Source organism: Mycobacterium sp. IDUB_9 (assembly GCF_055419505.1).
Genome location: NZ_JBVAXU010000004.1, coordinates 561,103 through 577,622, shown reverse-complemented (window position 1 = coordinate 577,622; position 16,520 = coordinate 561,103). Strand labels below are relative to the sequence as shown.

The following is a 16,520-nucleotide window of genomic DNA, read 5'->3' as shown; positions in this document are numbered from 1 at the left end:
CCTGCCCGGTGGCGCCTGGGTCAGGACGGTCACGCCTGAACCCTTCCTTCGGCGACGCCCTCGGACACCGCCTGGCTGATCACCGCACGGCGCAGCACGAAGAACATCACGATGACGAAGAGGGCGAAAGCACCGTTGCGCAACCAGAAGGACAGCACGCCGTCCCAGGCCAGCGGCCCGGTCTGGAACACCGCCGCGCCGGCGGCGGGGACCATCGCCACCGCGGTGGCCAGCGAGTAATGCCCTACCCAGCGGGGAAACACCGGGGCGGGCCCATTGTCGAAGTGGACCGCGACGGCCAGCAGCACAAACTGTGACACCACCATGCCGACCGGCGCGACGAACACGATCCACGCCAGGTCGTTGAGAAGCATGACCAGCTCGGGGCTGCGGTCCGGACGAAACGCGGCCACCAGGAAGAAGACATTGGACAGCGCGAAGATGGTGGCACCGCTGACCACCGCGGTGAGATAGCAGTAGGCGAATACGTGGGTCTGGCCCTTCATGCGCTTCATCTGGACGACGATCACCATGAAGAACGGCAGAATCAGGATGCCGCACAGGTTGAACGTCACCTGGCTGAACCGGATCCACGCGGTGTGATCGGCGTAGAACTCGGCGACCTGCTGTGCATTCCAGGTCGGCGACATCGGTGGCCAGAAGCCGGGGAACGCCAGCAGCGCCACCACCAGCACCACACCCACCGCCGGCCCGGTCCACAGGCTCACCCACTGGGCCTTGATATTGCCGGCTTTCGGCAGGTCTTGAACCTGCTCCAGGATCTGCACGCCAACCTCCAAAACTGACTCCAGTCAGAACCGATCGTTGTCGAAACCGTAGCGGCAGTCCGGAAGAAATGAAAGACCGATACTGAGTACAGTCAGTTTCCTGATGTCATAGCATCGGGACTGTGCTCACCGGATCGCCACGCAGCCGCAAGGGCCTGCAGACACGGGAGCGATTGTTGGGCGCAGCGATCTCCGAGTTCAAACACAACGGCATGGCCGCGGCCGACACCGCCGCGATCGCGTCGGCCGCCGGCGTCGCTCACGGCACCTTCTTCTTCCACTTCCCCACCAAGGAACACGTCCTGGTGGAACTGGAGCAGCGCGAGCAACTTCGCATGGCGACCGAGCTCAGCCGCTTCTTCGACACGCCGCACGACGTGTGCGCCACCCTGTCCGAATCCGTACGCATGCTCGAGAAACTCGAACGACGCCTGGGCGACCGTCTGTTCAAAGACTTTCTGGCCCTGCACTTTTCCACCACCCGGCCACCGTCGGAGGAATGGGCCCGTCACCCTGTGATCGTCGCGCTGGTCGAGGAGCTACAGCGGGCTCAGGAGCGCGGCGAGATCCCGGCCGAAGTGGACGTGATGCACAACGGCGTGTCATTTCTGGTCGGCCTCTACGCGCTGTTGATCACCATCCCGCACACAGCCGAGGTCCGGGCTCCGGTGATCGCCGAGTACCTGACCACCTACCGGTACGGCTTGCGGGTTCCTGCCTTAGGTTCGGGCTGATCCAAACGCGTGCCCACCGATAGCCGGTGCGGATACAACAGTGCCATGACCACCGTCGAGAACGTGACCCGTGTTTTGCCCGGTACACCGGAATGGGATGACCTGCTGGCCTCGATCGCTGCGGGCGCCAAGGACCGCGACCTCAACGACGAGAATCCCTTCGACCAGGTCGCCGCGCTCAAGCGCGCCGGGTTTGGCACCCTCCGCCTGCCCGAAACCCTCGGCGGCGCCGGATTCACTGTGCCGCAGCTGTTCTCCGCGGTGATCGACGTGGCCAAGGCCGATCCCATCGTGGCCCACATCTTCCGGACCCACTTCTGGTTCACCGAAGAACGCCTGCGCAGCGCCGACGATCCGGTGTCCAAGCACTGGCTGGGCAAGATCGCCGGGGGGAAGCTCTTCGGCAACGCCTTCAGTGAGAAGGGCTCCCTGGCGGTGGGCAGCCTGGTGTTCAATACCCGGCTGCTGGCCGACGCCGACAACCCGGGCGCCTTCCGGCTCACCGGCGAGAAGTACTACAGCACCGGCACCTTGTTCTCGGACTATCTGACCGTGACCGCCACCACCGATCACGACTCGGTGGCCAACGTCCTGGTGCCCACCGACCGTGACGGAGTACGGCTCGTCGACGATTGGGACGGATTCGGCCAGCGCCGCACCGGAACCGGCACCACGACGCTCACCGATGTCGCGGTCGCGGCCGACGAGATTCTGTCCGACACACAATATGACGCCGAACCGGTGCCCACCGTCCAGTACGCCGCGCTGCAGTTGTTCATCCACGCGGTCGTCGCCGGCATCCTGGCCAATGTCGTCGACGACGGTGTGGCGCTGCTGCGCTCGCGAGAACGCAACTTCAGCCACGCCGTCACCGAGCGGCCCACCGACGATCCCCTGCTGCAACGCCAGCTCGGCGTTCTGGCCAGTACGGCCTACGTCGCCCGGGCCGCCGTGTTGGACGCGGCGGCGGCGATCGGCGCTGCCACGGATTCTGCCGTCGACGGCGTGCCCGATGCGCGGCTCGCCGCGGTGCCCGATGCGCGGCTCGCCGCGGAAGCCCAACTCAAGGTCGCCAAAGTCAAAGTGCACCTCGACGACGTCGCCCCCGAGGCCGCCACCCGCCTGCTGGAGCTGGGTGGCGCCAGCGCAGCTTCCCGGCAGCGCAACCTGGACCGGCACTGGCGCAACATCCGCACCATCACGTTGCACAACCCGGTGGCCTACAAGGCACGGGTGATCGGCCAGAACCTGTTGCACGGCACGCCCATTCCGGCCAACGCCTACTTCTGATTCCCTGGTGATTTGTGGAGTTTCAACCGTGCTGAGCGCGGCTGAGACTCCACAAATCGCAGGGTGTGAGTGCCTCAGCCCGCGATCAGGTCGGCCGCTTTCTCGCCGACCAACACACTGGGCGCGTGGGTGTGACCGCGGATGAGCGTCGGCATCACCGATGCGTCGGCGACCCGCAACGCCTCGACTCCCCGGACCCGGAGCTGAGGGTCGACCACGCTGTCCTCATCGCTGCCCATGCGGCAGGTGCCGACCGGGTGATAGAGGGTGTGCGACACCGATTCCAGTGCACGCATGAGTGTCTCGTCATCCAGCGTGGAGGCATTGAGCGGCCGGGCCACCTTGCCGATCACGTCCCGCAGAGCCGGGGCCTGGGCGATCTCGGCAGTGATCCGCAGGCCGGCCATCAGCGCGGTTCGGTCGGCTTCGTCGCTCAGGTAGCGCGGGTCGATGATCGGCTTGTCCATCGGGTCGGCGGAGGCCAGCGTGATGGTGCCACGGCTGCGGGGTTTGAGCAGGATGGGTCCCATCACGATGGCGTGACCGTACGGATCGCCGATGCCCTCGTCGAAGAAGGGAGCCGGAGCGAAGATCAGCTCCAGGTCCGGAAGGTCCAATTCGGCCCGGCTGCGGACGAACCCGTAAGCCTCACCGACATTCGAGGTCAGCATGCCCCGGCGCCTGGCCAGATAGTTGACGAGCTCGAACGGCTTCTCGGCGGCGAACAGGCTGTCGTCGCGGACCTCGAATCCCAACGGAACCACCAGGTGGTCAAGCAGATTGCCACCCACGCCAGGCGCGTGCCGGATCACCTCGATACCGTGGCCGGCCAGCTGATCACGGTCGCCGATGCCCGACAGCATCAGCAGCTGCGGTGAATTGATCGCACCCCCGCACAGGATGACCTCGCGGCGTGCCGTCACCACATCCCGAACACCGCCCTTCTCGAATTCAACTCCGACAGCGCGGTTTCCGGCGAAGACGATCCGGGTGACGGTGGCCTCGGTGACCAGGTCGAGATTTCGGCGGCGCAACGCCGGCTTGAGATAGGCGTCGGCGGTACTCCAGCGGGCGCCGCGACGCTGAGTCACCCTGGTCTCGCGGAACCCGTCGTGCCCGCATTCCCTGGCTGCGGTCAGCCACGCTGCCGTCGAACTGCGCGGACTGCGCTGCGCCGCGACGACAAGCGGCCCGGCCTCGATCCGCTTCAGGTACTTTTCCAGGCTGGCGTAATTCCAGTCGGCACCGGCGTGCTCGCCCCACTCGTCGTAGTCGGCGGGGAAACCCGGTACCCACATCATCGCGTTCATCGACGACGAGCCGCCCAGGGTCTTGCCACGCGGCCAGTAGATCTGGCGACCGCCGAGCTGCGGTTGGGGCTCGGTCAGGTAATTCCAGTCGACTTCGCTGCGGAACAGCTTCGAAAATGCAGCAGGGATATGGATGAATTTGTTGCGGTCGCGCGGCCCGGCCTCCAAGGCCAGCACCGACACGTCCGGCTGGGTACTCAGCCGATTCGCCAGTACCGCGCCTGCCGAACCGGTCCCCACCACGATGTAGTCAGCCTCCACGTGGCGGAGTGTATGGCCCCGGCGCGGCCGATCGCGGCTAATTCGATGTGGTGGTCAACTCGATGTGGTGCGCGCCGCCGACGGCGGCGTACCGCTCCGGGCTGCAGGTCAACACGATGACCTGCCCGTCCCCGCCGACCGCGTCGAACACGGCACCCATCTTGGTCAGCCGGTCCGGATCGGTGAAGCCGAGCGCGTCGTCGATGATGACGGGCACGCTGTCCTCCTTGGCCACCATCGTGGCACCGGCGAGCCGCGCGACGATGGCCAACTGCTCCTTGGCGCCGCCGGACAGCGATTCGTACGGGACCGTCCGGCCGGCCAGCGTGCGGGTCCGAATGTTGAGATCGCTGTCGACCTCGATCTCGAAATCCTCACCGAATACGAGCCGGCCCAGCCGCTGCACCTCGAGGCGGAAGGGATCGGCGTAGCGCTGACGGGTGGCATCGCGGTGGCGCGCCATCACTGAGCGCAGTGTCTCGGCGGCACGGGCCCGACGATGCACCCGAAGGTACTCGGTGTGGGCATGCTCGCGTTCGGTCTCGGCGGTATCGAGGTGCCCCTTGCGCCCCTGGGTGCCGTACACCTTGAGTTGTGCCGCCAGCTCCCGCAGCCCGTTGGCCGCCTCCCGGTGGCGAGTATCCAACACCTCGGCACAGCGGACCGCCTCCTCGAACGCCGCCTTAACCGAATCCGGTGCAGTGGCAGACAGTTCGGTGCGCAGTCCGGCCACACGGACTGCGGTGGCGGTGGCCTCCTCGTCGGTGACCTGGGCCTTCACCGCCAACTCGTCGTCACCGGCCTGCGCCCGCTGGAGCTCCAACCGACCGCCGGCTACCGTCAACTCGGCTTGCGCTGTGGTGAGCTTCTCCCGCAGCACGCTCTGGCGGGTCGACTTCTCCGTCAACTTCTGGGCCGCCGCGGCGACCACCTTCCGGCTGGTCTCACTGTCGGTCACCGCCTTGCGGTGCAGCGCCACCGCGGTATCGAGTTCGCTTCGGGCGGCCGCGATATCGGCGGGCCCGGCCAGCTCGAACAAGCCGGCCTCATCGGGCTGCCCGGCACGCAGTTGCGCCAGCCGGTCTCGCAGATCCGCCAGCTGGTCATCCCCGGTGAGGGCCTCGACCGTGGCGCGCAACCGATCCCGGCTGCCGAGCAGTTCCCGGCGCCGGCCGTCGAGGACCCGTGCGGCATCGACGCCGTCGACGCTGGCTGCCGCCAGCGCGGCGGTCAGCACATTCTGCGCGTCGTCGAGACGGGCCTGTGTCTGCGCGGCCGGGGCTCCCGGCACCACGCGGACGGTGAGTACGCCGGGCACGTCGATCTCGGTGTCGGCGGTGGTGTTGACCGACCACGGTTGGCCGGCCGCCAAGGACACCTGCGCCTCGTCGACCCGGACATCGCGGTCAGCGACTGCCACGAGTTCGATACGCGCCGAGGCGAGTTCGGCCTGCCCCGCCGCGCGTTCCACGGCGGCTGCCGCCGCCTCGATGGCCCGCATCCCCGCATCGTCGAGCTTGATCCCGTCCAGTTCGCGCTTGACCCGGTCGAGATCACGCACGGCGGCGTCGATCTTGCTCAGCCGGGTGGTCAACCGATCGGCCTCGTCACGGTCGGTCATCCGCGCCAGGGTGCCGCGAGCGGCCTCCACACGGGCTTCGCACTCCTGCGCTGCCACCCGAGCCTGTTGGGCCGTGGCTTCGGCAACCTCGTGAACCTCACGGGCCGTGGTGGTTTCATCGTCGGCCACGTCGAGCGCGGCCTGCAGTTCGGTGATCGTGGCGGCCCGCTCGTCGAGGTCGGCACGCAGCCGCCGGCGTGCGGTGAGCGCGGCGGCCGCCGCCGCCTGCGCCACCCGGGCCGCGTCGGCCACCACCTCGGCCTCCTTGAGCCGTTGCACCAACGCGGCAACCGCCTCGGCCGCTTTACGGGCCGCGGCCAGGCCGGCCTGCGCCGCTTCGTGTTCAGCGGACAGTTCGCCGACCTCGATGCTGAGTTCGGCATGCCGGCGCACCGCATCGTCGACCTCAGCCACCGCCGCGGCGCGGTGCGCCACTTCCTCCTCGGCCGCGGCCAGTCGCTTGGTCACCGCAGCCCACTCGCCGGTGGGCCGGCCGGTGGCGGTGAAATAGCGCAGATACTCGACGTCGATGCGTTCGATCAGCAACGGCTCGTCTCCCGAGAGCGCCACCGCCTCACCCGCGGCCACGTCCAAGGCCCGGGCCAGCGCGTCCGAACCAGACAGGTCGACCGGAGCGGTCGAGCTGGACTGCAACACCCGCTGGGCCTGCCACAGGCTGGTGTCCACGGTCTCGGCGAGCATGGCCAGCACCCGCTCGTGCGCCTCGTCGCCGCTGAGCTGCTCGCGTACCGGCGCCAGCACGGTCAGCAGGGTTTCGGCACGCTTGTGAAAACGCTTGCGGTACATGAAACGGTAAGGGCCGGTGGAGATTTCGGCCATCACCTCGGCACCGACATCGGCATGAGTCGGCTTGACCTGCTTGACCTCCTTCTTGCCCGAGCGGTCCTTGGCCTCGAGCAGCAGATCCAGTGCCTCGATCATCGAGGACTTACCGATCTCGTTGGCGCCGCTGACCACCACCACACCGTGATCGGGGAACTCGATCTCGCGGTGGGCGACGCCGCGGTAGTTGGTCAGGACCAGGCGGTGCAGTTTCATGCCGCACTTCCCCGATCCACCAGGCGCAGCAACAACCCCAGCGCCGCCCGCGCGTCGTCGGCTCCGGCCCCGTCGGTACGGGCGGTGGCCACCAACTCGTCCACGGCAGCCGCCGCGAACCCGCCGATACCCAAGTCGTCGAATTCGCCGTCGGCGGGCAGTACCGCGATCTCGGTGTGCCGCTCCCACTCGGTGAGGGCGGCGAACAGCCGGGCGTACCTGTCGAGGCAGGCGTCGAGCGCGGCCTTGTCCGTCACGGTCAGTGAGCCCGTCAACGCCAGGCGCACCACGGTGCGTTCCTTGTCCGCCAACAGATCCAGATTGAGATCCAGATCGGCCACGTCGCGGTCGGTGTCCACCTCACGGCGCAGCGTGATGAAGCGCCAACGGCCCACCCGCTGCGAATCCACCCGCACCGGACGGTGTCGATCGGTCTCGTCGATATCGACCACCAGGACATGCCCCGGATCGGATTCGATGTCGTCGTAGTTGGTCACCTCGGGTGAACCGGAATACCACACCCGGCCGGTCGACCCGACCTCGGTACGGGAGTGCTTGTCCCCCAACGCCACATAATGCACCGCACCGCGCGCCAACGCGTCCTCGACGACGCCCAGCCGGATCACCGACGGCTTGTCCTTGTCCGGATCGAGGATGTCCACCCCGCCGTGGCCCACCACCACCCGGGTGGTCCCGTCGGCGGGCAGATCGGCCAGCACGTCACCCACCAGGTCGGAGGTAGGCGCCTTGGACCGCCACGGAGCGGCAACGATCTGCAGGCCCGGTCGCACCTCGTGCACCCCCGCGCGATCGAGGACCACCACGTTGTCCGGGCATTCCGCGGTGAACAGCGCGCTGGTGTAGACCGAGGCGGCATCGAGCGGATCGTGGTTGCCCGGCAGCAGATACACCGGCACCCCGATGGCACGCATGGCCTCCAGCGACAGGCTGACCTCCCGCGGTGCCAGCTGGTTGTGCTCGAACACATCACCGGACACCACGACGAACTCCGCACCCGTGGCCGCGGCCACCGGGCCGAGGGCCGAGACCGCTTCGCGGCGCGCCGCCGAGTAACGGGGCTGGGCCTCGCCGTCACCGGTGCTGAGGAAGTGACGGGTCATGCCGAGCTGCCAGTCGGCGGTGTGCAGAAAACGCATCGGCCCCGTCCTTTCTCGTCGGCTCATCTTTCGAGCAAGGCGAGTGTAAAACCGGGGGCCGACAAGTCCCGGGACCTGCGGCGGCATGGCCCCGCCCGGTTGCCGATACCGTATGACGCATGGCTAACCCGATTAGTCCGATCAGAACCCTGCTGCTGATGCGCCACGCCAAGTCGGGCTACCCCGACGGGGTCGCGGACCACGACCGCCCGCTGGCCGCGCGGGGCATCAGGGAAGCCGGGCTCGCCGGGGACTGGATCCGGGCCAATATCGCCGAGGTGGACGCAGTGCTGTGCTCGACAGCGACGCGGACCCGTCAGACATTGGAACTCACCGGCGTCGACGCGCCCGTGCAGTACGCCGAACGCATCTACGACGCCAGGCCGGGCACCGTCATCGACGAGATCAACGGTGTCGCGTCACGTTTCGGCAGCGATCCGTCGACGGTTCTGGTGATCGGCCACGAGCCCGCCATGTCCGCGGTGGCACTCGGCCTGGCGGACGGCTCCAACCGGACTGCTGCGGAGAGCATTTCACTGAAGTTCCCGACCTCGGCGATCGCGGTGCTGCGCACCGACGGCCCCTGGGACCAGCTGGCACTGGGCGGCGCGACACTGGTGCGTTTCCACGTGCCCCGCTAGGAGTTGGTGGCCAGCGTCAGTTCCATGAGCTTGGTGGCCATCGGGCAGGCATCGATCCCCGGTGCCTGCGGGTTGACCCACCAGCCGACCACGCCGGCCGCATCGCTGGCCACGCCGCAAGCCCCGTTGAGCCCGTTGGGCCTCATGATGATCGAATCCACGCCGGCGATCCGGCGCTGTTCGATCGCGTACTGCAGCTTCTCCGCGGTCTGACGCTCGTTGTCCAGGCTGCCCTGCTCGTACCAGAACCGGGTGATGTCGACCAGGCCGGCCGGGTTGGCCGCCTGCCAACGACACACCGCGCCGACGAACGTGCTCTGGATGTCCAGCGGATCGGCACCCACGGTCTTGGCCAGGATGTCCGTGGTCAGGACATCACATTCCTTGAGCAGGTTGGGATAGGTCTTCTCGGACTTGTTGTTGCTGGGCCCACCACCGGAGCCCTCCTTGGCCGCGGTCCCGTCAACCGTGGTGGTGCACCCGGTCAGCCCGACGAACACCGCCAGCGCGCCCATGAGCGGGGCAAGCCGTCGCGTCATCATTTGGAATTCACAATCGACTGGCGGGTCAGCTCCTTGGCGACCTCACACGGATCGGGATAGGGCTTCTGGTCGAAGCTCACGGACCACTCGATGAAATCGTCATCGAACTGGATACCGATCTCACACAGGTTCACGTCACCGGCCTTGAGCGGGTTCTCCCCGACGGCGATGAAACCGCCGTGGCCCTCGATGTTGATGTCCTCCACGCTGGTCCGCGACAGCTCCTCGGTCTTGCGTTCCCGGCCGATCGGGCTGCCCCGGAACCAGGTGAACGAGAAGTGCGGGCCCAGGATGCTGCCGCCCTGCAACCACTGGCAGCCCGAGGAATTGGTCGCGGTGTTGACCAGTCCCTGAACTTGGGTCAGCTCCGTCACCGTCTGATCGCTCACGCCGCCGCAGTGTGGAAAGTGCGGACCGTGCTTACCCGCGCCACCGGCACTCGGCGCCTCGGTCTGCGGAACCTGGGGGGACGTGGGCTCGTCGGTCGAGCACCCGGCGAACACCGGGACCATTGCCGCAGCCAATATCGCCAAGGCTCTGGCATTGCGGAGTAGTGGCTTGGTGGCCGTGCGGACCGTCACGCCATGCACTGTAGCTGTAACACCTATGCCCGATAACGACATACCGACTGACCTGGACTTTCGCCGACCCGGACACGGCGGCGGCTGCACACTGCCGTCAGCCCGCGGTGTGCGAGAGTAGCCAGATGCTCTGGGCGCTGCTGCGACAGTACGTGCGGCCGTACCGGCGGCTGCTCGCCATAGTCGCGACACTGCAGGTGATCAGCACTCTGGCGTCGCTCTACCTGCCGACGGTCAACGCGGCCATCATCGACGACGGGGTGGCCAAGGGCGACACCCGGCGCATCGTCGAACTCGGCGCAGTGATGCTCGGTGTCACCGGTCTGCAGGTGGCATGCGCGATCGGCGCGGTGTTCTTCGGATCGCGCGCAGCCATGAGTTTCGGCCGCGACCTGCGCTCGTCGGTCTTCCACCACGTCACCACATTCTCGGCCGAGGAGACCGGCCGCTTCGGCGCCCCGTCGCTGCTGACCCGTACGACCAACGACGTCGGCCAGATCCAGCAACTCCTGCAGATGACCGCCACCATCCTGATCACCGCCCCGATCATGTCGATCGGCGGAATCCTGATGGCGTTGCACCAGGACGCCGGACTGTCATGGCTGCTTCTGGTGAGCGTGCCGGTGCTGGCACTGACCAATTACTGGATCATCAGGCACCTGATGCCGATCTTCCGCCGCATGCAGCGGTTGATCGACGGGATCAACCGGGTGATGCGCGATCAGCTGTCCGGCATCAGGGTGATCCGGGCCTTCGCCCGCGAACCCGTCGAGCAACGGCGCTTCGCCGACGCCAGCGAGGCCCTGTCGACCACCGCGCTGGAAGCCGGGAAATGGCAGGCGCTCATGCTGCCGGCGACCACCCTGGTGATCAACATCTCCAGTGTCGCGCTGATCTGGTTCGGCGGGCTGCGCATCGACTCCGGCCACATGCAGGTGGGCTCGCTGATCGCGTTTCTGGCGTACTTCATGCAGATCCTCATGGCCGTGCTGATGGTCGCCGTACTGGGCGTGATGCTGCCGCGTGCCTCGGTGTGCGCCGAACGCGTGACCGGGGTGCTGGCCACCCGGCCACGGATCACCAGCCCGGCCGATCCGGTCCGTATGCAGACCGTCACCGGCGAGATCGTCTTCGACGACGCGTCGTTCAGTTACCCCGGTGCCGATCGACCGGTGCTGCAGCAGGTTTCGTTGCGCGTGCCGAGAGGAACCACCACCGCAGTGGTGGGATCCACCGGCTCGGGAAAATCCACCCTGCTCGCCATGATCTGCCGTTTCTACGACGTCACCTCCGGTGCGGTCCGCATCGACGGCGTGGATGTCCGGGAACTCGACCTCGAGCTGCTGTGGGCATCGATCGGGCTGGTCCCCCAACGCGGCTACCTGTTCTCCGGAACCGTCGCCGAGAACCTGCGCTACGGCGCCGCTCCGGGAACCGAACTCACCGAGGAACAGATGTGGGAGGCGCTGCGAATCGCGGCGGCCGACGACTTCGTGGCGGCCCACCCCGACGGGCTCGACCGCCCGGTGGCCCAGGGCGGCATCAATTTCTCCGGTGGGCAGCGCCAACGGCTCGCGATCGCGCGCGCCGTGATCCGCAGGCCCGCGATCTATCTGTTCGACGACGCGCTATCGGCACTCGACGTACACACCGATGCCCGGGTGCGCTCCGCCCTGCGCCAGGTGTCGGCCGACGCCACGGTGGTGATCGTGTCGCAACGGATCTCGACCGTGATCGAGGCCGACCAGGTGATCGTGGTCTCCGACGGCCGCATCGTCGGCCTCGGCACCCACGAGACGCTGCTCGCCGACTGCCCCACCTATGCCGAGTTCGCCGCATCGCAGGCGGTCACCGCCGGGGGCCCGCGGTGACCGGGGCCGTGCTGCGCCGCAGCGGCACACCCGCCGCGCCGGTCGAACGCACCCGGGACTTCCGCGGGTCGGCCCTGCGCCTGCTCAAACGTCTGGTGCCGCAACGGGGTCTGGCGATCTCGGTGGTCTTGCTGGGGGTGGGCGGGATCGCGATCGGCGTGATCGGCCCCCGGATTCTCGGTCACGCCACCGATCTGCTGTTCAACGGAGTGATCGGGCGCGAACTGCCCGCGGGCCTGACCAAAGAGCAGGCCATCGCGGCGGCCCGGGCCCGCGGAGACACCACGTTTGCCGACCTGCTGTCCGGGATGAACGTCGTTCCCGGCCACGGGGTGGACTTCGCGGCGGTGGCCCGTACGCTCGCCCTGGCGTTGGGCCTGTATCTGCTTGCCGCGGTGCTGGTTTGGCTGCAGGCCAGATTGCTCAACGTGACCGTACAGCGCACCATGGTGGCGCTACGGGCCGAGGTCGAGGACAAACTGCACCGACTTCCGCTGTCCTACTTCGATTCCCGACAGCGCGGTGAGGTGCTCAGCCGGGTGACCAACGACATCGACAACATGCAGACCTCGGTGTCGATGACCATCAGTCAGCTGCTGACCTCGGTTCTGACGGTGTTCGCCGTGCTGGTGATGATGCTGACCATCTCGCCCCTGCTGGCGCTGCTGACCGTCGTCACGGTGCCGCTGTCACTGTGGGTGACTCGCTGGATCACCCGTCGCTCTCAGCCCTTGTTCGTGGCGCAGTGGCGCAACACCGGTCGGCTGGCGGCTCACATCGAGGAGACCTACAGCGGATTCACCATCGTCAAGACCTTCGGTCATCGGGAGGCGGCACAGCGCCGGTTCGACGAACTCAACGACGAGGTCTACCGGTCCAGCATCGGGGCGCAGTTCTTTTCGGGTCTGGTCGGCCCGGCGACGAGTTTCATCGGCAACCTCAGTTACGTGGCCGTTGCGGTGGTAGGCGGTCTGCAGGTGGCAGGAGGACAGATCACCCTCGGCAGCATTCAGGCGTTCATCCAGTACGTGCGGCAGTTCAACCAACCGCTGGGCCAGGTGGCCGGGATGTACAACACACTGCAGTCCGGAATCGCCAGTGCCGAGCGGGTCTTCGAGCTGCTCGACGCCGAAGAGCAGTCGCCCGAACCGGAGCCGGCCCTGGAAATCCGCAGTGGCCGCGTCGAGTTCGACCGGGTGAACTTCAGCTATCTCCCCGGCACCCCGGTGATCGAGGACCTCTCCCTGCTTGCCGAGCCCGGAAGCACCGTGGCGATCGTCGGACCGACCGGAGCGGGCAAGACCACGTGTGTGAACCTGCTGATGCGCTTCTACGACGTCGATTCCGGCCGGATCCTCATCGACGGTGTGGACATCTCGACGGTGAGCCGGCAGTCCCTTCGATCCTCGATCGGCATGGTGCTGCAGGACACCTGGCTGTTCGGCGGCACCATCTACGACAACATCGCCTACGGCCGGCCGGATGCCTCCGAGGACGAGGTGATCGAGGCGGCCAGGGCGGCCTATGTGGATCGGTTCGTGCACACGCTGCCCGACGGGTACGCCACCCGCGTCGACGACGACGGCGGCGCCATCAGCGCCGGCGAGAAGCAGTTGATCACGATCGCCCGTGCGGTGCTGGCACGACCCCGCATGCTGGTGCTCGACGAGGCCACCAGCGCGGTGGACACCCGCACCGAACTGCTGATCCAGCATGCGATGGCCGAATTACGCCGGGACCGGACGAGTTTCATCATCGCCCACCGCCTTTCGACGATCCGCGATGCCGACGTGATCCTGGTGATGGACGCCGGCCGCATCATCGAACGCGGCACCCACGAAGAACTCATGTCGCGGCATGGCCGGTACTGGGAGATGACGCAGGTTTAGCCTCCAGATTCCATTACAAATTGTAGTGTCGGTGTAATGACCGCCAGTACCGTGCACACGTTCTGCCGGTACTGCCTGGCGTCCTGCGGTCTGGAGGTGACGGTCGAGGACGATCGCGTCGTCAAGATCGCCCCCGACAAACTGAACCCGCACAGCTGGGGCGATTTCTGCGCGAAGGGCCGCACCGCCGGCCAGATGGTGGAACATCCGCGCCGCATCCTCGCGCCGATGCGCCGGGTCGGTGACACGTATGTCGAGGCGACCTGGGACGAGGCGATCGCCGATATCGCACAACGGATGAACCACATCATCGATGCGGACGGCCCGGATGCGGTGGCGGCCTACTACGGCAATCCGGCCGGGTATTCGTCGTCGAATCTGGTGTTCATGAACGCCTGGCTGGACGCCATCGGCACCTACAACCGCTACGCCGTCGGATCGGTGGACCAGAACGCGCTGCACGTGGTGGCCGAGGCCATGTACGGGTCACCGTTGATGGTGCCGGTGTCCGATGTCGACAATTGCGACTACTTCCTGATCGTCGGCGCCAATCCGGCTGTGAGCGCATGGAATTGGGTCGAATCGGTGCCGGGCGGCTGGCGCCGCGCGCTGGCCCGGCAGAAGCAGGGAGCCCGCATCGTCGTGGTGGACCCGATCCGCACCGAGAGCGCGCAGGCCGCGGACCTGCATCTGCCGGTTCGTCCCGGCGCGGACTGGGCGCTGCTGCTGGCGATGGTCAAGGTGATCCTCGACGAGGGGCTCGAGCATCGCGCCGACTGCGCCGAGCTCGCCGTCGGGGTGCCTGATCTACGTGCCCTGGTCGCCGATGCCGACCTCGACGATCTGGCCGCCCGCTGCGATATCGCCCCCGAGCTGATCGAGCGGGTGGCACGCGAATTCGCCTCGGCGCCAGGGGCGATGGTGATCACCCGCACCGGGGTGTCACTGCATACCGCGGGGACGGTGGCCGAATGGCTGGGTCATGTGCTCAACCTGGTCACCGGGCGGATGGACCGCCCCGGTGGGCGCCGCTTCGAACCAGGCTATGTCGACACGCTGCGGCTGGCCGGTCTGGCGGCCACCCGCCCGCACACCAGTAGAGTGGCCGGGCGCGAGCTGGTGGCCGGGGCGCACGCTCTGGCCGAGCTGCCCGACGAGATCACCACGGCGGGCCGCGGCCAGATCCGTGCGTTGCTGATCAATTCCGGTAACCCGGTGATCTCCGGGCCCGACGGGGCCCGGCTCGACGAGGCACTGGGCCAGCTCGAGCTGCTGGTGGCCATCGACCTGGTGCAACGCGAGAGCCACCGGCACGCGCATTGGCTGCTGCCCGCGGTGCACTGGCTGGAACGCGACGATCTGCTGGCCTTCACCAGCGGCATGCACGACGAGCCGTATGTGCAGTACGGCGTGAAGGCCGTCGAGCCACCCGCAGGTGCCCGCGAAGAGTGGCGGGTGTTCACCGACCTGGCGCTCGCCATGCACCGCCCGCTGTTCGGCGCCAAGGGCTTCAACGGCTTCGTCCGCGCGACGCGCCGGCTGGCGGCGCGGACCCGGCGGCCCCGGTTGGCGTTCGGGCCGCACTGGATGGACCGGCTGATCATCCTGACGTCGCGAAAGGTCGACGGACACAAGCTCACCTGGCGCGAACTGAAGGCACACCCGCATGGCCTGGTGCTCGGACCGCGGCAGTTCGGCCGGTTCCGCGAAGCGTTGCGCACCTCGGACCACAAGGTCCATGCGGCCCCCGCGGAGTTCGTGGCACGGGCCCGCGAACTGCTCACCACATCGGATCTCGAAGCGCCGGAAGGATTCCCATTCCTGCTCGGTAACCGGCGCCGACGGCACTCGATGAACTCGTGGCTGAACGAATTGCCCGGCCTGCATCCCGGCGGCAAGGACAACGAGATACTGCTGCACCCCGAGGACGCCGCGGCGCTCGGCGTGACGGCGGGCGACCGGGTGCGGGTGGTCTCACCAGTCGGACAGCTGGAGGTGACAGCGGCCCTCAGCGACCGGCCCCGGCGCGGCGTCGTCGTCCTCGATCATGGCTGGGGCTCAGGGGTATTCGACCCTCGCCACGGGAGCCCACGTGAGTCCTACGGCGTCAACCGCAACCTGCTGGCCGACCGGGCATCGATCGATCCGCTCTCGCAGACCTCAGCACTGGGGTCGGTGTACGTGGGAATCGAGCGGCTCTAGGCGCCGGGACCCTCGACCCGCAGATCGTCGACTGCCTTCATGGCGTCGCGCAGCTTGTCCAGCCACTCCTCGGTGTGCTCACCGACCAGGCGCACCGACCAGGCCAGGGCATCCGAGCGGGACCGGGCCACACCGGCGTCGACCAGGGTGTCGAGCACCTGCCGTTCGGGCTGCTTCAGGCGGGTCATCACCGGTACAGCGATGTGCGTGAACAGGATTCGCTCCGGTTCTGCGTCGCCGGTACTGATTTCCACCCCCCAGGAGACCTTACGGTCGAAACGGCCCTGCGCGTCGTCGGCGATGCGCATGCGCTCGCCGCGCGTCTCCTCCCGGAACCTCGAGGCGCGTCCCGACGCACGGGCTTTGGTCTCGGCTTCTTCCGGATCGGGAAGCCGGCCGATGACGGTGATCTCCTCACGGTCGACGACCACGATCGGATCGCCCGTGAACCAGGTGTCGGGCAATCGGCCCGCGAACCACTCGGCGGCCTCGTCCGCGGACCGGCGATGGTGTTGATGTTTGGTCATGATTACATGATTACACTGTTACACCGCTGATGGGGCGGCGTTCACCC

At 67.4% G+C, this 16,520-nt stretch carries 13 protein-coding genes; 6 read left to right on the top strand and 7 right to left on the bottom strand.

Going from position 1 to position 16,520, the window contains the following annotated elements:
• Positions 1–29 precede the first annotated feature (29 nt).
• Positions 30–788 carry a hypothetical protein gene (locus ACZY08_RS20805; protein WP_463746492.1) on the bottom strand — a complete coding sequence of 253 codons (759 nt, stop codon included), beginning with the start codon at positions 786–788 and terminating at the stop codon, positions 30–32.
• Between the two features lie 122 nt (positions 789–910).
• Between ACZY08_RS20805 and ACZY08_RS20800 the strand changes: the two genes are divergently transcribed.
• Both ACZY08_RS20800 and ACZY08_RS20795 read left to right on the top strand, forming a co-directional pair.
• Complete coding sequence (locus ACZY08_RS20800) at positions 911–1,522, top strand: TetR family transcriptional regulator (RefSeq protein ID WP_463746491.1); 612 nt, start codon at positions 911–913, stop codon at positions 1,520–1,522.
• A 45-nt stretch (positions 1,523–1,567) separates the two neighbouring features.
• Positions 1,568–2,812, top strand: a complete 1,245-nt coding sequence (locus ACZY08_RS20795; RefSeq protein ID WP_463746490.1) for an acyl-CoA dehydrogenase family protein — start codon at positions 1,568–1,570, stop codon at positions 2,810–2,812.
• 74 nt (positions 2,813–2,886) lie between these two features.
• On the opposite strand, the gene ACZY08_RS20790 is transcribed toward ACZY08_RS20795, so the two are convergent.
• The 3 genes from ACZY08_RS20790 to ACZY08_RS20780 are packed head-to-tail and all read right to left on the bottom strand — an operon-like array spanning position 2,887 to position 8,220.
• Positions 2,887–4,383 carry a GMC family oxidoreductase gene (locus tag ACZY08_RS20790; protein ID WP_463746489.1) on the bottom strand — a complete coding sequence of 499 codons (1,497 nt, stop codon included), beginning with the start codon at positions 4,381–4,383 and terminating at the stop codon, positions 2,887–2,889.
• A 37-nt stretch (positions 4,384–4,420) separates the two neighbouring features.
• Positions 4,421–7,063, bottom strand: a complete 2,643-nt coding sequence (locus ACZY08_RS20785) for an AAA family ATPase (RefSeq protein WP_463746488.1) — start codon at positions 7,061–7,063, stop codon at positions 4,421–4,423.
• Positions 7,060–8,220, bottom strand: a complete 1,161-nt coding sequence (locus tag ACZY08_RS20780; RefSeq protein ID WP_463746487.1) for a metallophosphoesterase family protein — start codon at positions 8,218–8,220, stop codon at positions 7,060–7,062. Before ACZY08_RS20780 ends, ACZY08_RS20785 begins: the two co-directional genes overlap by 4 nt.
• A 119-nt stretch (positions 8,221–8,339) precedes the next feature.
• Here ACZY08_RS20780 and ACZY08_RS20775 point away from each other — a divergent pair, with 119 nt between their 5' ends.
• Complete coding sequence (locus ACZY08_RS20775) at positions 8,340–8,861, top strand: SixA phosphatase family protein (protein ID WP_463746486.1); 522 nt, start codon at positions 8,340–8,342, stop codon at positions 8,859–8,861.
• Here ACZY08_RS20775 and ACZY08_RS20770 read toward each other — a convergent pair.
• Together ACZY08_RS20770 and ACZY08_RS20765 are read right to left on the bottom strand one after the other, a co-directional pair.
• Positions 8,858–9,400: a DUF3558 domain-containing protein gene (locus ACZY08_RS20770; RefSeq protein ID WP_463746485.1), complete on the bottom strand. Its 543-nt coding sequence runs from the start codon at positions 9,398–9,400 to the stop codon at positions 8,858–8,860. The two genes, ACZY08_RS20775 and ACZY08_RS20770, sit on opposite strands and share 4 nt — an antisense overlap.
• Positions 9,400–9,993, bottom strand: coding sequence for a DUF3558 domain-containing protein (locus ACZY08_RS20765; RefSeq protein ID WP_463746484.1), 594 nt, complete (start codon positions 9,991–9,993; stop codon positions 9,400–9,402). Before ACZY08_RS20765 ends, ACZY08_RS20770 begins: the two co-directional genes overlap by 1 nt.
• Before the next feature lie 116 nt (positions 9,994–10,109).
• Here ACZY08_RS20765 and ACZY08_RS20760 point away from each other — a divergent pair, with 116 nt between their 5' ends.
• From ACZY08_RS20760 to ACZY08_RS20750, 3 genes are read left to right on the top strand one after another with little or no spacing between them, the layout of a single operon-like run.
• Positions 10,110–11,855, top strand: coding sequence for an ABC transporter ATP-binding protein (locus tag ACZY08_RS20760; protein WP_463746483.1), 1,746 nt, complete (start codon positions 10,110–10,112; stop codon positions 11,853–11,855).
• Positions 11,822–13,744, top strand: coding sequence for an ABC transporter ATP-binding protein (locus ACZY08_RS20755; protein ID WP_463746590.1), 1,923 nt, complete (start codon positions 11,822–11,824; stop codon positions 13,742–13,744). Before ACZY08_RS20760 ends, ACZY08_RS20755 begins: the two co-directional genes overlap by 34 nt.
• A 36-nt stretch (positions 13,745–13,780) precedes the next feature.
• Positions 13,781–15,946 (top strand): molybdopterin-containing oxidoreductase family protein, encoded by a 2,166-nt coding sequence (locus ACZY08_RS20750; RefSeq protein ID WP_463746482.1) that lies wholly within the window; start codon positions 13,781–13,783, stop codon positions 15,944–15,946.
• Here ACZY08_RS20750 and ACZY08_RS20745 read toward each other — a convergent pair.
• Positions 15,943–16,473, bottom strand: a complete 531-nt coding sequence (locus tag ACZY08_RS20745) for a hypothetical protein (RefSeq protein WP_463746481.1) — start codon at positions 16,471–16,473, stop codon at positions 15,943–15,945. The genes ACZY08_RS20750 and ACZY08_RS20745 overlap by 4 nt on opposite strands.
• Positions 16,474–16,520: the final 47 nt, after the last annotated feature.

What these genes read in the sequence shown, in the direction of transcription:
- ACZY08_RS20785 (WP_463746488.1), bottom strand. Translation starts at nt 7,063, where the DNA reads ATGAAACTGCACCGCCTGGTCCTGACCAACTACCGCGGCGTCGCCCAC.
- ACZY08_RS20760 (WP_463746483.1), top strand. Translation starts at nt 10,110, where the DNA reads ATGCTCTGGGCGCTGCTGCGACAGTACGTGCGGCCGTACCGGCGGCTG.
- ACZY08_RS20775 (WP_463746486.1), top strand. Translation starts at nt 8,340, where the DNA reads ATGGCTAACCCGATTAGTCCGATCAGAACCCTGCTGCTGATGCGCCAC.
- ACZY08_RS20745 (WP_463746481.1), bottom strand. Translation starts at nt 16,473, where the DNA reads ATGACCAAACATCAACACCATCGCCGGTCCGCGGACGAGGCCGCCGAG.
- ACZY08_RS20750 (WP_463746482.1), top strand. Translation starts at nt 13,781, where the DNA reads ATGACCGCCAGTACCGTGCACACGTTCTGCCGGTACTGCCTGGCGTCC.
- ACZY08_RS20770 (WP_463746485.1), bottom strand. Translation starts at nt 9,400, where the DNA reads ATGACGCGACGGCTTGCCCCGCTCATGGGCGCGCTGGCGGTGTTCGTC.
- ACZY08_RS20780 (WP_463746487.1), bottom strand. Translation starts at nt 8,220, where the DNA reads ATGCGTTTTCTGCACACCGCCGACTGGCAGCTCGGCATGACCCGTCAC.
- ACZY08_RS20795 (WP_463746490.1), top strand. Translation starts at nt 1,568, where the DNA reads ATGACCACCGTCGAGAACGTGACCCGTGTTTTGCCCGGTACACCGGAA.